The sequence below is a fragment of the Erwinia sp. 009765445 genome, from assembly GCF_058137865.1.
This window is the reverse complement of record NZ_JBYUWC010000019.1, coordinates 79186-95557: the sequence shown is the minus strand read 5'-3', so window position 1 is coordinate 95557 and position 16372 is coordinate 79186. Positions and strand designations below refer to the sequence as shown.

The 16372-nt window shown below is 56.4% G+C and carries 12 protein-coding genes; 11 read left to right on the top strand and 1 reads right to left on the bottom strand.

All coding sequences use genetic code 11. The features are described from left to right. The first annotated feature begins 10 nt into the window (after positions 1-10). The 11 genes from AC3Y5R_RS19480 (at position 11) to AC3Y5R_RS19430 (ending at position 13920) form a co-directional block, all read left to right on the top strand. Entirely contained in the window at positions 11-1420 is a 1410-nt protein-coding gene (locus AC3Y5R_RS19480) for an MFS transporter (protein ID WP_489922700.1), read from the top strand. Then, positions 1420-2805: an envelope stress sensor histidine kinase BaeS gene (gene baeS, locus AC3Y5R_RS19475; RefSeq protein WP_489922699.1), complete on the top strand. Its 1386-nt coding sequence runs from the start codon at positions 1420-1422 to the stop codon at positions 2803-2805. Before AC3Y5R_RS19480 ends, baeS begins: the two co-directional genes overlap by 1 nt. A 38-nt stretch (positions 2806-2843) precedes the next feature. Continuing rightward, the gene (baeR, locus tag AC3Y5R_RS19470) at positions 2844-3551 is read left to right on the top strand and encodes an envelope stress response regulator BaeR (protein ID WP_489922698.1); all 708 of its coding nucleotides are present in this window, start codon (positions 2844-2846) and stop codon (positions 3549-3551) included. A gap of 116 nt (positions 3552-3667) precedes the next feature. After that, positions 3668-5047, top strand: a complete 1380-nt coding sequence (trhP, locus tag AC3Y5R_RS19465; protein WP_489922697.1) for a prephenate-dependent tRNA uridine(34) hydroxylase TrhP — start codon at positions 3668-3670, stop codon at positions 5045-5047. A gap of 302 nt (positions 5048-5349) precedes the next feature. Beyond that, positions 5350-6252: a lipid kinase YegS gene (yegS, locus tag AC3Y5R_RS19460; RefSeq protein WP_158783564.1), complete on the top strand. Its 903-nt coding sequence runs from the start codon at positions 5350-5352 to the stop codon at positions 6250-6252. A gap of 221 nt (positions 6253-6473) precedes the next feature. Next, on the top strand, positions 6474-7817 hold the full coding sequence (locus AC3Y5R_RS19455; protein ID WP_158783565.1) for an MFS transporter: 1344 nt from the start codon (positions 6474-6476) through the stop codon (positions 7815-7817). Positions 7818-8028: 211 nt separating this feature from the next. Continuing rightward, positions 8029-9243, top strand: a complete 1215-nt coding sequence (gene manD, locus AC3Y5R_RS19450; RefSeq protein WP_489922696.1) for a D-mannonate dehydratase ManD — start codon at positions 8029-8031, stop codon at positions 9241-9243. A gap of 10 nt (positions 9244-9253) precedes the next feature. Beyond that, a complete protein-coding gene (locus AC3Y5R_RS19445) occupies positions 9254-10261 on the top strand; it encodes a Zn-dependent oxidoreductase (protein ID WP_489922695.1) in 1008 nt (335 codons plus the stop codon). A gap of 83 nt (positions 10262-10344) precedes the next feature. Beyond that, entirely contained in the window at positions 10345-11628 is a 1284-nt protein-coding gene (locus tag AC3Y5R_RS19440; RefSeq protein WP_489922694.1) for an MFS transporter, read from the top strand. Positions 11629-11676: 48 nt separating this feature from the next. Next, on the top strand, positions 11677-13140 hold the full coding sequence (locus tag AC3Y5R_RS19435; protein WP_489922693.1) for a mannitol dehydrogenase family protein: 1464 nt from the start codon (positions 11677-11679) through the stop codon (positions 13138-13140). 93 nt (positions 13141-13233) lie between these two features. Beyond that, positions 13234-13920 carry a GntR family transcriptional regulator gene (locus AC3Y5R_RS19430; protein WP_489922692.1) on the top strand — a complete coding sequence of 229 codons (687 nt, stop codon included), beginning with the start codon at positions 13234-13236 and terminating at the stop codon, positions 13918-13920. Positions 13921-13990: 70 nt separating this feature from the next. Here AC3Y5R_RS19430 and AC3Y5R_RS19425 read toward each other — a convergent pair whose 3' ends face one another. Next, on the bottom strand, positions 13991-16045 hold the full coding sequence (locus tag AC3Y5R_RS19425) for an FUSC family protein (protein WP_489922691.1): 2055 nt from the start codon (positions 16043-16045) through the stop codon (positions 13991-13993). Positions 16046-16372: the final 327 nt, after the last annotated feature.

The following is a 16372-nucleotide window of genomic DNA, read 5'->3' as shown; positions in this document are numbered from 1 at the left end:
GCTTTAAAAAATGAATACGCTTCCCCCAACCGCGCGCTGGCAGCTGTGGATTGTGGCCTTTGGCTTTTTTATGCAGTCGCTGGATACCACCATCGTCAACACTGCCCTGCCCTCAATGGCGGTGAGCCTGAGCGAAAACCCGCTACATATGCATTCGGTAGTGGTCTCCTATGTGCTGACCGTGGCGGTGATGCTGCCGGTCAGCGGCTGGCTGGCGGACCGGTTCGGGGTTCGTAACATCTTCTTCAGCGCCATTATCCTGTTCAGCCCCGGGTCGCTGTTCTGCGCGATGGCGACCACGCTGGACCAGCTGATGGCGGCCCGCGTGCTGCAGGGGATTGGCGGGGCGATGATGGTGCCGGTCGGGCGACTGACGGTAATGAAGCTGGTACCGCGCGAGCAGTATATGGCGGCGATGACCTTCGTCACCCTGCCCGGCCAGGTTGGCCCGCTGCTCGGCCCAGCGCTGGGCGGTATTCTGGTGCAGTATGCCAGCTGGCACTGGATCTTCCTGATTAATCTGCCGGTCGGCCTGATTGGCGCGATAGCCACCCTGACGCTGATGCCCAACCTCAAACTGCCCCCCAGGCGGTTCGACTTTATCGGCTTTGTGCTGCTGGCCGCGGGAATGGTCACGCTGACTCTCGCCCTCGACGGACAGAGAGGGTTGGGCATTTCGCCTCTGATGCTCTGTCTGTTCATCCTGATTGGGGTCTTCGCCCTGCTGTTCTACCTGATGCATGCCCGCGGCAACGACCACGCGCTGTTCAGCCTGAAACTGTTTGATAACCGCATCTACTCCATCGGCCTGCTGGGCAGCTTCACCGGCCGTATCGGCAGCGGTATGCTGCCGTTTATGGCACCGATTTTCCTGCAGGTCGGCATGGGCTTCACTCCGTTCCACGCCGGGCTGATGATGATCCCGATGGTACTGGGGAATATGGGAATGAAGCGCATCGTGGTGCAAATCGTTAACCGCTTTGGCTACCGCAACGTGCTGGTCGGCTCAACGGTCAGCCTGAGCCTGGTGGTGCTGCTGTTCCCGGCGGTGGCGCTGATGGGTTGGGAGTGGCTGTTGCCGGTGGTGTTGTTCCTGCTGGGTATGGTTAACGCCATCCGCTTCTCTTCAATGAATACCCTGACGCTGAAAGAGCTGCCGGACGATCTGGCCAGCAGTGGCAACAGCCTACTGTCGATGATTATGCAGCTGTCGATGAGTATCGGCGTGACGCTGGCCGGGCTGCTGCTCGGCACCTTCGGCCATCAGGCCGTGGCCGACAGCCCTGCGGTGCACCAGGCCTTTATCTATACCTATTTGTGTATGGCGTTGATCATTATTCTGCCCGCGCTGGTGTTCTGGCGCGTGCCGACTGACGTCAGTAAAAACGTGGTTCTGAGCCGCCGCCGGAGGAGCTCCTGATGTTTGCAAAGTTGCGTATCGGCATTACCGTTAAGCTGTTTGCGGCGATCTTTTCCACCTGCATGCTGGTGCTGATCACCATGCACTGGGGCGTGCGCCTGAGTTTTGAGCATGGCTTTATCGACTACATCAAAAAAGGCAACGAACAGCGGCTGGTGATGCTCAGCGATGCGCTGGCCGACCAGTACGAACAGCACGGCAACTGGGAGTTTCTGCGCAATAACAACCGGCTGGTGTTTCAGATCCTGCGCTCGCTGGAGCAGAATCCCGATGCCAGCAACCAGCTGCCGCCGCATGGCTGGCGCACCCAGTTCTGGATTATCGACCAGCAGTATCACGTGATGATTGGTCCGCGCGCACCGGTGCCGCCGGAAGGCAACCGCCGCAATATCACCACCAGCGACGGGCATATCGTCGGCTGGGTAATTGGTTCACCACCGGAGCGGCTGACCCGCAGCGCGGATATCAACTTCGACAAACAGCAGGAGCGTACCAGCTGGATCATCGTGGGCCTGACCATGCTGCTGGCAGCAACGGTGACCTGGCTGATGTCGCGCGGCCTGCTGGCACCGGTTAAGCGCCTGGTGGAAGGTACCCATCACCTGGCCGCCGGGGATTTCACCAGCCGGGTGGAAGCCAACAACCGTGATGAGCTGGGACGCCTGGCGCAGGACTTTAACCGCCTTGCCAGCACGCTGGAGAAGAATGAAAGTATGCGCCGGGCGTTTATGGCTGATATCTCTCATGAGCTGAGAACACCACTGGCGATCCTGCGCGGCGAGCTGGAAGCCATTCAGGATGGGGTGCGCAAACTGACGCCGGAATCCATCGTTTCGCTGCAGGGTGAAGTCAGCACGCTGACCAAACTGGTAGATGACGTGCACCAGCTGTCGCTCTCCGATGAGGGTGCCCTCGCCTATCGCAAAAGCAATACCGACCTGGTACCGCTGCTGGAGGTGGTGGCAGCCAATTTCATCAACCGCTATCAGCAGCGTAACCTGAAGCTGACTCTGCTCCTGCCGGATCGGGCACCGCTGTTTGGCGATCCGGACCGCCTGATGCAGCTGTTCACCAATCTGATGGAAAACAGCCTGCGCTATACTGACGCGGGCGGCGGCCTGACTGTCACACTGGTGTCCCAGCCTGAACAGCAAATTCTCTTTTTCGACGATACCTCTCCCGGCATTACCGACGAGCAGCGCGGGCAAATTTTCGAACGATTTTTCCGCGCGGAAAGTTCGCGTAACCGGGCCAGCGGCGGCTCCGGGCTTGGCCTGGCGATCTGTCAGAACATTGTTGAAGCGCACGACGGCAGCATTAAAGCGGATCACTCCGATGCCGGAGGCCTGAGAATTACGGTACACTTACCCTGCAAAACCAATTGATGGAGGGGATTTCCCCTTTAAGCTGCGCAGGGAGTGTCATGACCCAGGAAACGTATGCCCCACTGATCTTAGTGGTTGAAGATGAACCCAAACTCGGCCAGCTGCTGGTGGATTATCTGCAGGCCGCCAATTATCGCACCCACCACCTGCTGCGGGGCGATGAGGTGCTGGAGTACGTTAAGCAGACCCCGCCGGATCTGATCCTGCTGGACCTGATGCTGCCGGGTCTGGATGGCCTGTCGGTCAGCCGCGAAATCCGCCGTTTCTCCGAGCTGCCGATCATTATGGTTACCGCCAAAACCGAAGAGATTGACCGCCTGCTGGGACTGGAAATCGGTGCCGATGACTATATCTGCAAGCCGTTCAGTCCGCGTGAAGTGGTAGCGCGCGTTAAGACGATCCTGAAGCGCTGTCAGCGCACGCCGGAAGAGGCCCAGAAAGCCTCGTCGCTGGTGGTGGATGAAGGCCGTTTCCAGGCCAGCTGGGAAGAGTCAATTCTGGACCTGACGCCTGCCGAATTCCGCCTGCTGAAAACGCTGGCGCAGGAACCGGGCAAGGTCTTCTCCCGCGAGATGCTGCTGAACCACCTTTATGACGATTACCGCGTGGTAACCGACCGGACTATCGACAGCCATATCAAGAACCTGCGTCGCAAGCTGGAGTCGCTGGATGCCGACCAGCCCTTTATCCGCGCGGTCTACGGCATGGGCTACCGCTGGGAAGCAGATGTCTGCAGATTGATCTAGCGCAATTTACATTCCCCCCGCCAGCTTTTACAATCCCCCACAATCTGCAAGGCCGCCTTTTCGGTGGCCTTTCTCGCAATATCTGACCTGACATCAGACAAAAATCGGAAACCCCCATGTTTAAACCGGAACTGCTTTCCCCTGCCGGCACCCTGAAAAACATGCGCTTCGCCTTCGCCTATGGCGCAGACGCCGTGTATGCCGGACAGCCCCGCTACAGCCTGCGCGTGCGCAATAATGAATTCAACCACCAGAACCTTGCTATCGGCATCAATGAAGCCCATGCACTGGGGAAAAAATTCTACGTGGTGGTCAATATAGCCCCGCATAACGCCAAGCTGAAAACCTTTATCCGCGATCTGGAGCCGGTGGTGGCGATGGGGCCGGACGCGCTGATCATGTCCGACCCTGGTCTGATTATGATGGTGCGGGAAGCGTTTCCGGAAATGGATGTGCACCTCTCCGTACAGGCCAACGCGGTGAACTGGGCAACAGTGAAGTTCTGGCAGCAGATGGGGCTGACCCGGGTGATCCTCTCCCGGGAGCTGTCGCTGGACGAGATTGCCGAAATCCGCCAGCAAGTGCCAGAGATGGAGCTGGAAATCTTTGTCCACGGCGCATTATGCATGGCCTATTCCGGTCGCTGCCTGCTCTCCGGGTATATTAACAAGCGCGATCCGAACCAGGGAACCTGCACCAACGCCTGCCGCTGGGAGTATAAGGTACAGGAAGGCAAGCAGGATGAGCTGGGGCAGATTGTGCATCAGTATCAGCCGATCCCGGTGAAGAACGTCGAGCCAACATTGGGCGAAGGCCAGCCGACCGATAAAGTGTTTATGATCGAGGAGTCAATGCGGCCGGGCGAGTATATGACCGCTTTTGAAGATGAACACGGCACCTACATCATGAACTCCAAAGACCTGCGCGCCGTGGCGCACGTCGGTCGCCTGACGCAGATGGGCGTGCACTCGCTGAAGATTGAAGGCCGTACCAAGTCGCACTATTACTGCGCCCGCACCGCCCAGGTTTATCGCCGCGCCATCGACGATGCCGCTGTCGGTAAACCGTTTGATGAATCGCTGCTGGAAACGCTGGAAGGCCTGGCCCATCGCGGCTACACCGAAGGCTTCCTGCGCCGCCACACCCACGACAGCTACCAGAACTACGAACACAGCTTCTCCGCTTCCGATCGTCAGCAGTTTGTTGGCGAGTTTACCGGCGAGCGCCGTGGAGAAATGGTCATGGTTGAGGTGAAGAACAAGTTCAGCGTCGGCGACAGCCTGGAGCTGATGACCCCGGCAGGCAACATCAATTTCCGACTGGAGAGAATGGAAAATCTGAAACTTCAGCCTGCAGAAGTGGCACCCGGTAACGGCCACTTTGTCTGGATCCCAATTCCGGAAGAGATTGACCTCAATTACGCCCTGCTGATGCGGAATTTCCCTGATGCACCGGTGAGCGCAGTGGAGACTGATTCGGCTGAGGTTAACAACTGAACCCTGCAGTGGAGGGTCGACAGTGACAATAAGTTCCAAACTGTACCGAAAACTGGAATCATTTCGTGCTGTAATTAGAATCCGATCACATAACCCTGTGCAATTCCCGGCTATGATGCGCAGGCTCAAAATGACTAATTCGAAACAGCAGTTTTTTCCTGAACCACCTCCTTGGCCCGCCCGGCTCCCCCGGTCGGGCTTTTCTTTTGCCACCACTTTCCCCCCGCGCCCCCTGCCGTTGGCAAAATGTGCTATAAATGAAGCAGTTTTGTATTTGAGTCCGTTCTGACAGGAAAAAAATCATGGACAAACATTCGCTTACGCTGGCGATCCTCAACGGTAAGGGGGCAGGCAACGAAGCCCTGCGCGCAGCCATTATGACGCTGCGCAAAGAAGGTGTGCCAGTTGAGGTTCGTGTCACATGGGAACACGGTGACGGAGAGCGTTACGTCAGGGAAGCCATGGCGCTGGGCGCGACTACCGTTGTCGCCGGTGGCGGCGATGGCACCATCAATGAGATTGCGACCGCGCTGGCAGGCCTTGAAGCGGCAGGTCGCCCGGTGCTGGGGATTATTCCGCTGGGGACCGCCAATGACTTCGCCACCAGCGCCGGGATCCCGGAAGAGATGGAGAATGCGCTGCGACTGGCTATCGTCGGCAAAGCCACGCCGGTCGATATCGCCAGAGTGAATCAGGATCGCTACTTCATCAATATGGCCACCGGCGGATTTGGCACCCGTATCACCACTGAAACCCCGGAAAAACTGAAGTCCGCACTGGGCGGTGTCTCCTATTTTATTCATGGGCTGATGCGCATGGATCAGCTTAAGGCAGACAGCTGTGAATTGCGCGGACCGGGCTTCAGCTGGCAGGGTGATGCACTGGTGATCGGTATTGGCAACGGACGTCAGGCCGGAGGTGGGCAGCGCCTCTGCCCGTATGCATTGATCAACGACGGCAAGCTGGAGTTGAGCATCGTCACCTCGAAAGAGATCCTGCCGACGCTGCTGAACTCAATGATTGGCGGTGACGATGATAACCCGAATATCATCCGCGCTTCCCTGCCGTGGCTGGAAATCCACGCCCCGCACGAGATGACGTTTAATCTCGACGGCGAGCCGCTGAGCGGCAAAATGTTCCGGATTGAGGTGATGCCGGATGCCCTCTCGTGCCGCTTGCCACCTTCGTGTGAACTACTGGCCTGATCCGCTGAAACTGGCACCGCGGTGACTTCCGCGTTGCCAGAAACTTTCCATTCAACCTCGTCTGCCTCCTCCTTACCACCATCGACATTCCCTCACACCGTTTTAATTCACAAAAAATTAACAGTTAAGACTGTGATCGCTCTCGCAGGTGAGCTCACCAACAACTTGTATGGTAGTAATCAAACCGGATATTTCCTTTCCAACACCAACAAGGGCTGCCAATGAGCGACACTCCAGTAACCTCTACTGCCGAAGAAAAGGCAGGCAATACTTCGCTGATCCGCCGGGTGGCGAGCGCATCCGCCATTGGTACCGCAGCGGAATATTATGATTTTTTTGCTTATGGCACCGCTGCCGTACTGTTTTTTGGCCATCTGTTCTTCCCCAGCAGCGATCCGCTGATCAGCACGCTGGCCGCGTTTGCCACCTACGCGGTGGGCTTTCTGGCCCGGCCGCTGGGCGGTATTGTTTTCGGCCATATTGGCGATAAAGTCGGCCGCAAAAAAGCGCTGGTCTTCACTATCCTGCTGGTCGGCCTTGGGACTTTCTGCATCGGCCTGCTGCCAACCTATGAAAAAATCGGCATCTGGGCACCGGTATTGCTGATCTTTATCCGCGTGTTGCAGGGATTTGGCGTCGGAGGAGAACAGGCCGGTGCGGTATTAATGACCGCTGAATATGCCGAACCTCGTCGTCGTGGCTTTTTCGCCAGCTGGGTGCAGATTGGCGCTCCGGTAGGCTTTCTGCTGCCGCTGGCACTGTTTGCCATCCTGACCGCCACGCTCTCTCCGGAGAAAATGATGGACTGGGGCTGGCGCATCCCTTTCCTGCTCAGCGCCCTGCTGGTGATTGTGGGCATGTTTATCCGCCTGCGCATTGATGAATCGCCAGTGTTTGCCCGCATTCGCGAAACGAAAGCCGCTGAATCCCGTCCGGTGATGGAAGTGCTGCGCGACTATCCCGGCATCATCGTGCACGGCGTGGCTGCCAAACTGATCGAAGCCTGTGCCTTTGCACTGTTCACGGTGATTATTCTGGCATGGGGCAAAGCCAACCATCTCAGCGATACCCTGCTGATGGAAACAATGATCGTGGCGGTGGTGCTGGAAATCATCGCCATTCCGCTGATGGGCCGCCTTTCGGATCGGATTGGCCGTAAACCGGTCTATATGATCGGTGCCCTGCTGATCACGCTGACCATCGTACCGTTCTTTATCGCCATGAGTCAGAACACCTTCTGGCTGGCGCAACTGGCGATGATTGTGGTACTGACGCTGGGCCACAGCATGTGCTATGCCCCACAGGCCGCCTGGTTCCCGGAACTGTTCCCCACGCATATTCGCTGCAGCGGGATCGCGCTGATCTGGCAAATCGGCTCGCTGATTGGCAGCGGCGTGTTGGGGCTGGTCGCGGTGAAGATATTACAGATGACGGGTGGCCATTATTACGGGCTGGCCATTTATGTGGTGGTGCTGGGCTTGCTGTCGCTCTATGGTCTTTCACGCCTGCCTGAGACGGCACCCGGCAAACGCGGCGCAGAGTTTCACTCCTGGGAAAAACATTAAAACGCCAGAATCACGCTTAAGGCTTAAAATGAGTCAGCAAGAGGGGTGTCGCCAGTCGCCCCTCTCCCACCTTCGAATACACCATTCCCGAAGCAATCCATTAACACCATGCTCAACTGTGATCCCCGTCGAAGATTCATGACAATCAGCTTGTATGGTAGTACGTCAATGCGTATTTTTTCATCATCGCACGATCAAAAAGGCCACCAGGATGAAAATTGTAAAAGCAGAAGTCTTCGTAACCTGCCCGGGCAGGAACTTTGTTACCGTCAAAATCACTACCGATGAAGGGCTGACCGGCATTGGTGACGCCACCCTGAATGGTCGCGAGCTGCCGGTCGCGTCATATCTTAAAGACCACGTCTGCCCACAGCTGATCGGTCGCAACGCTCACCAAATCGAGGACATCTGGCAGTACTTCTATAAAGGTGCCTACTGGCGTCGCGGTCCCGTCACCATGTCAGCAATCTCCGCCGTCGATCAGGCATTGTGGGATATCAAAGGCAAAGCGGCCAACATGCCGGTTTACCAGCTGCTGGGCGGCGCATCGCGCACTGGCGTAATGGTTTACTGCCACACTACCGGCCACAGCATCGACGAAGTGATGGACGACTACACGAAGCATAAAGAACTGGGCTTTAAAGCCATCCGCGCCCAGTGTGGCGTGCCGGGTATGAAAACCACCTATGGCATGGCGAAAGGTAAAGGGCAGGCCTACGAACCCGCCACTAAAGGCGACTGGCCGGAAGAGCAGCTGTGGTCGACCGAAAAATATCTCGACTTCACGCCAAAGCTGTTTGAAGCCATTCGTGACAAATTTGGCTTTAACGAACATCTGCTGCACGACATGCACCACCGCCTGACGCCAATCGAGGCAGCCCGCTTCGGTAAAAGCGTGGAAGATTACCGCCTGTTCTGGATGGAGGACCCGACACCTGCCGAGAACCAGGAGAGTTTCCGTCTGATCCGCCAGCACACCGTCACGCCAATCGCAGTGGGCGAAGTGTTCAACAGCATCTGGGATTGTAAACAGCTGATTGAAGAGCAGCTGATAGACTACATCCGTACCACCATCACTCACGCGGGCGGCATCACCGGCATGCGTCGTATTGCTGATTTCGCTTCGCTGTATCAGGTGCGCACCGGTTCACACGGACCGTCGGATCTGTCGCCAATCTGCATGGCTGCGGCACTGCACTTCGACCTGTGGGTACCAAACTTTGGCGTGCAGGAATATATGGGCTACTCCGAGCAGATGATGGAAGTGTTCAAACCTAACTGGACCTTCGAAAACGGCTATATGCATCCGGGCGACCTGCCGGGCTTAGGCATTGAGTTTGATGAAAAAGTGGCGGCACGCTACCCGTATGAACCGGCGTACCTGCCCGTTGCGCGTCTGGAAGACGGCACCCTGTGGAACTGGTAAGGAGACGAAAATGAAAAGTGTGGTAATCGAACGCCCCGGCGAGCTGGTACTGCAACAGCGCCCTGAACTGACGCCAGAGAAAGGCGAAGTCAGGGTTAAAGTCCAGTACGCCAGCATCTGCGGTTCCGATGTGCATATCTGGCACGGCCACAACCCTTTCGCCCGTTATCCACGGGTGATCGGCCATGAGTTTTTTGGCGTAATTGATGCGGTTGGCGTGGGTGTGGACAGCTCCCGCATTGGCGAGCGCGTGGCCGTCGATCCGGTGGTCAGCTGTGGCCACTGCTACCCTTGTTCAGTAGGACGCCCTAACGTCTGTAGCGAACTGCAGGTGATTGGTGTGCATCGCGACGGTGGCTTCAGCGAGTATGCCGTGGCTCCTTCATCCAATGCGTATCACCTGCCGGAAAGCATTCCCGACAAACTCGCCAGCCTGGTGGAACCGTTTACCATCGCCGCCAACATCACAGCCTTTCTCCAGCCTCAACCGAACGATGTGGCGCTGGTGTTCGGTGCCGGTCCGATGGGCCTGACCGCAATTCAGGTGCTGAAAGGCGTGTATAAGGTGCGCAAAGTGATCGTGGCCGACCGCCTGCCGGAACGTCTGGCGATGGCTACGGAAAACGGCGCGGATGTGGTACTGAATAACAGTGAAATCCCGCTGGCTGCCCAGCTTGAAGGCGAAAAACCCACACTGATCATTGATGCAGCCTGCCACCCGTCCATTCTGGCAGAAGCGGCAGCGCTGGCCTCACCTGCCGGACGGATTGGCCTGCTTGGCTTCTCCGGCGAGCCGTGCACGGTGACCCAGCAAAGCCTGACCAGTAAAGAGCTGTCGCTGTTTACCTCGCGTCTCAACAGTCATCGCTTCCCGCTGGTGATTGACTGGATGGAACAGGGGCTGATCCAGCCAGAAAAACTGGTGACGCACTACTTCCCGCTGAGCGAGATTGAACAGGCGATGACCCTGTTTGAGAAAGATCCCAAGAGCTGCTGCAAAGTCATTTTAGCTGTATGACACCAGACAGCCGGTTGGCGGCAGACTGAACCTGCCCCGACCGGTACAAACTACCCTGCGACTATAAATATAATGGAGTGACCATGTTTAAGAACCTCCGCTGGACTATCGTACTGTTGCTGTTCATGGTCTACATGATCAATTACCTCGATCGCGTGGCCCTCTCACTGACCGTGCCGATGATTGAAAAAGATCTGATGCTGAATGCCGAACAGTTCGGCCTGATTTTCGGCAGCTTCTTCTTCGGTTACGCGCTATTTAACTTTATTGGTGGCCTCGCCACCGACAAATTCGGCCCTACGCTGGTAATGGGCGCGGCCGTTGGCATGTGGTCGCTGTTCTGTGGCCTGACGGCCGTTGCCACCGGCTTCTGGTCCATGCTGATCCTGCGTGTGCTGTTTGGCATGGCGGAAGGCCCGATCTGCGCCTCAGCTAACAAAGCCATTAACGGCTGGTTCCCCAAAAAACAGGCGGCCACTGCGATGGGCTTACTCAGCGCCGGTTCGCCACTGGGCGGTGCAGTGGCTGGCCCGATCATCGGCTATCTGGCACTGGCTTTTGGCTGGCGTCCGGCCTTCGTGATCATCTGCTCCATCGGTATTGTGTGGATGGTGGTGTGGTTCCTGATTGCCGCCGATAATCCGCTGAAAAGCCGCCGCGTCAGCGAAGATGAGCGCCTGCTGGTGACGAAGCTGAAAGAGGAGCAGACCACCCCGGACGAAGAGCTGGCTCAGGCCGCGCACGGTCTTGGATACTATCTGCGCCAGCCGATTATCCTGGTCACCGCTTTTGCCTTCTTTTGCTATAACTACATTCTGTTCTTCTTCCTGAGCTGGTTCCCGGCCTATCTGGTGCAGGCGCATAACCTCGATATCAAATCGATGAGTATGACCACCATGATCCCGTGGATTGTCGGCTTTGTCGGTCTGGCGCTCGGCGGCTGGATCTCAGATAAGATCTTCAACATCACCGGTAAGCTGCTGCTTTCACGAAAAATTGTGCTGGTGGTCTCGCTGTTGGCCGCTGCTGTTTGCGTGGGTCTGGCAGGTTCTGTAAAAGGGGTTTACCCGGCAGTGATCCTGATGTCCGTGTCGATTTTCTTCCTGTATATCACGGGCGCTATTTACTGGGCGATTATTCAGGACGTGGTGCACAAGAGCCGCGTGGGCGGGATCAGTGGCTTTATCCACCTGATCGGCAGCATCTCCGGTATTATCGGCCCGATTGTCACCGGCTACATCGTGCATCACACCGGTAAATTCGACAGCGCCTTTATCCTTGCCGGCGTGGTAGCTGCCCTGGGCGCGATGCTGGTGCTGTTTGTGATTAAAAGTCCGAAAACGCAGAATAAAGCGGTTTCTGTTTGAAATAAGGTGCGCGGACAACCGCGCACTGACAAAGCGAAAGGATACTCTATGCTTTCCCCTGAACATCTGGCTGCGGGCGTTGCACGTCCGGAGTATGACCGCAAAAAATTACGCACCCGCATGGTTCATATCGGTTTTGGCGCTTTCCACCGCGCTCATCAGGCCGTCTGCTCCGACCGGCTGGCGAACGAGCACGGCAGCGACTGGGGCTACTGCGAGGTAAACCTCAACAGCGGGGAGCTGATCCAGGCACTGAAAAAGCAGGATTGCTGCTATACCGTAGCAGAGATGGCCGGTGATGACATGGCGCTGCGGGTGATCGGAGTGGTCACCTCGGCCCTGCACGGCAAGTCCGACGGCATCAACGCCGTGATTGATGCGCTCTGCCAGCCGGATGTGGCGATCGTCTCCATGACCGTGACGGAAAAAGGCTACTGCTATGAGCCGTCCAGCGGCAAACTGGATCTCGCCCACCCTTCAATCGTTCACGATATTGCTAACCCACAGGCACCGATCTCGCTGCCTGGCCTGATCCTCGCCGGGATTACCCACCGTCGCGAGCTGGGTCTGCCGCCGTTCAGCGTGATGTCGTGCGATAACATGCCGGAAAACGGACATGTGACGCGCAACGTGATTGTCGGGCTGGCGGAGAAACATAGCGCTGAGCTGGCCGAATGGATTGGCAAAAACCTCACCTTCCCTTCCACCATGGTGGATCGCATCGTACCGGCAATGACCGAAGAAACCCACGCCACACTGCGCGAAAAACTGGGCTGTGATGATCCGGTCAGCGTGGCCTGCGAACCATTCCTGCAGTGGGTGATTGAGGACAACTTCGTCAGCGGCCGCCCGCAGTGGGAAAAAGCCGGTGCAGAGCTGGTCAGCAATGTACTGCCTTATGAAGAGATGAAGCTGCGCATGCTGAACGGCAGCCACTCCTTCCTGGCTTATCTTGGTTACCTTGCTGGTTATCAGCACATCAGCGACTGCATGGCCGATATGCATTTCCGCCAGGCTGCCCGCCAGCTGATGATGGATGAACAGGCTCCCACTCTGCATACCAAAGGCGTTGACCTGGGTGCCTATGCCGATTCTCTGATTGCCCGATATGAGAATCTGGCGATCAAACACCGCACCGCGCAGATAGCTAACGATGGTACGCAGAAGCTGCCGCAGCGCTGGCTGGACAGCATCCGCTGGCACCTGAACAACGGCAGTGATTTTGATCTGCTGGCGCTGGGCGTGGCCGGATGGATACGCTATATGGGGGGCGTGAATGAGCAAGGCGAGCAGATTGAGATCCGCGACCCAATGCGCGACCTGTTGGCACAGCGTGTGGCAGAAACCGCTGAAGGCGAAGCCCGCGTAGCCGCACTGCTGTCGATCAAAGCAGTGTTTGGTGAGGATTTAGCCACCCGCACGCAGTTTGTCTCGCGAGTGAACCATTTCTATCAGCTTCTGCTGACAAAAGGTGCCAAAGAAGCGGTAAAACAGACGGTTGCCAGGGCTTAAACCAATAAGCGCTGGCGCAAAGCCAGCGCGCTGTTTTAGACTCAGGCTTTAACGCAGCGGGCCTTCAGCCCATCGCTATACGGATATTGCCGAATGTCTATTGCCTATACCATTACCGCCAGCGAGCCGGTGAATCAGCAGATTTATCGCTTTCTGCGTCAGGACATTGTGACCTGTGCAATCCCGCCCGGGTCGCTGCTGTCTGAAAAAGAAGTGTCTGCCCGCTTCAGCGTCTCCCGGCAGCCGGTGCGGGAAGCCTTTATCAAACTTGCCGAAGCTGGTCTGGTTCAGGTCTTGCCTCAGCGAGGCACCTTTGTCCGGAAAATCTCCGCCCAGCGCGTGGCCGATGGCCGCTTTATCCGCGAAGCGGTGGAAGTGGCGGTGATCCGCCGGGCAGCAGTGGAAGCTTCAGCGGAATCGCTGGCGCTGTTGCAGCACAATCTTCAGCTACAAAGGATCTCGGCAGAGCGTCATGACAGCCAGGGTTTTCTGCTGCTCGATGATGAATTTCACCGGCTGATTGCGCAGAGCATCAACTGCGAGCTGGCGTGGGAAACGGTAGAAAATATCAAAGCGGCAATGGATCGGGTCCGCTTCCTGACGCTGAGCAAAGTATCGCCACCGGAAAGTTTGATCCAGCAACACGAAGAGATTTACCAGGCGCTGGTCGCACGCGATGCGGGCGAAGCGGAGAAAGCGCTGCGCCGCCATCTGCAGGAGATGATCTTCTCCATCACCCCTATCGCCGAGCAGAACAGCGAGTGGTTTGAGAAACCGTAATTATCCCTGAAAACCGGCGTGTAAAGCGCCGGTCTTATTTGCCAAAGGTATCCCCCTTTTAGACCCTGCATTACGCCACCTGCGGTTCAGGCCAGCGCTGCGAGGGATAAAGCGCCATGCGGATATTGAACAGATAAAAAAGCGGCCGGAACAGCGCCATATCGCTGCGGCACTGCCCTTCCGTTCTGACCAGCAGCAGATCCAGTTCATCCAGCAGGGACTGTGGTGGCTCAATATAGATATTCTTCAGACGCTGTTTGAAATACTTGTTAATCTCAAACATCAGCGCACCGGACTCCAGCGCGTGCTCCCGGAGCAGCGCTTCATGGCGGGCGTAAAAGTCATAGCAGTTCACCCCCAACCAGATCTCAGTAATCAGGTTACCACCCAGCGCCACGCCAGGCGTCGGGTCAATTTTGTTACGGGGCAGAATGATATTGATCTTATCAATCTGGCTGGCAACGAACTGCTGGCGCGCCCGCAGTGAAGCGGTATTAATGTTGATCTCGCCGGTAAACTGCAGCAACTCTTTAATCCCCTTCCGCAACACGCGGCGGGCAGACCATGACGGCCTTTTGTTACGGATAATCGCCGTCACCACCGCCGCCAGCACGATGCCTGTAATGGTCGAAATCGAGGCGTTAATAATCGACAGTAAATCGGGCTTCAGGTCGTGAGACATCCCGATAAAACTCGGGATTTGCGTGGCAATAATCAGCCCGATAAAGTTGGTTGATGGGTTCGCGATCACCAGTCCCAGCGCCAGAAGGCCGGGGGCCAGGCAGATAATCAACGCTTCATAGCTGACCGCCAACGGGATAATCAGCCCGACGTACAGAATACTGATCAGAATGGCCATCAGCACCCCTTTCAGAAAGACCTGCATGGAGGCAACCGGGCTGTCGAGAGAGGCGAAAAATGAACAGACCACGGCGGCAATCATCGGTGCTGTTCCGCCATCCACCCAGCCGGTACCAATCCAGAACAGACAGCCGATCATGGTGGCGAAGAAGGCGGTAAAGCAGGACAGCAGGATCAACCCCTTGTCGCGGTGCTTTCTGATCAGCTTCAGCTTGCTGGGTTTCTTTTCGGTACCCAGCTGGCTGACGCGCGCTCTGGCGTTGAAATAGGACTCCGAGATGCGGATAAAGTTAAGCAGGCGCTCCATCAGACCGATAAATAACAGACCTTCTTCCGCCGTCATTTCTCCCTGGCTGTAAAGCGTTTTTATTCGCTCCTGCGAAGCCAGAATATCCTCCTGGATCGCCTGCGCCTGGCCGCTCTGCTCCGGGCTGTTCAGCCATACCAGGAAGTGGCTGAAGGATTCAGCCACAAAGTCGGGGAACACAATACCCTGCTCTGCCAGCAGGCTGAGACGCTTCTCAATCGCGGTCAGGGTCGGGATCAGATACGAGAGGTGTTGATACTGGGCACTGACCAGACGGATTAGCCTGCGCGCCTCATCCCCTTCATAGACGCAGTGGGTGATCAGCGTTTCGACGGATATCGGGTAGTTCGCCATCTGCACCAGGATCTGATCGCGTTCCGGCGTGCTCTGTTTCGATTCGCTGGTCAGCAGTTCGTTGCAGACATTTTTGGCGCTCTCAAACCAGTTGCTGACGCTGTTTTCCAGCATGTTGCGCATGGTCACCGGGAACACCAGCATATGCACCAGGCTGGAGCAGACAATGGCGACGGTAATCTCTTCAATACGGGAGATAACGGTATAGGTTATCGACAGCGGCGTGGTGACATCGGCAAAGCCCATGATCGCGGCACTGTAGCCCGCCAGCATAAAGATGTAGCTTTTCGGCGTCCGGTCATGCAGCGAGAGGTACAGGCAAAATGCCACCCACAGCGAAACGCTGAGGCTGAACAGGATCGGCGTGGTGACGGTCAGCGGATAGATTAAAAAGATAAAGATGCCGCCCAGCACGGTGCCGAGAAAGCGGAACATCGCTTTCGACAGCGTGGAAGCGGAATAGAGCTGTGAGATAACGTAAACCGACACCATTGCCCAGGCTGGTTTATCAAGGTTCAGTTTCAGGGCGATGTACAAAGCTAAAAATGCCGCGATGCAGGTTTTGATAGCGAACATCAGCGCATTTTTGGATAACCACTTCATTGCAGACTCAACAGCTCACCAGAAAGTAAAACGCTATTTTAGCTATTTCACTGCGGGGCGACAGCGTTTTGCTGATAGATAGTTTGTAACAAAATAATCACACTACGGGAAAGTATGCTCGCTAGCTATGACTCATGTCTGAATTTGTGCCGCGATTTCTTGACGGATTGATGAAAGGACAGTTGCTGGTATTTCATCCTGAATTGATTCTTCTCAGTGACTCAATTATTAACCACATGTACATTTCAGCAGAGCAAAAGCGCCGTTAAATTGGAAAGCTGTTGCCTTTTTTCTGAGACGCACCAGAAAGCCCATCATATCAGGAGG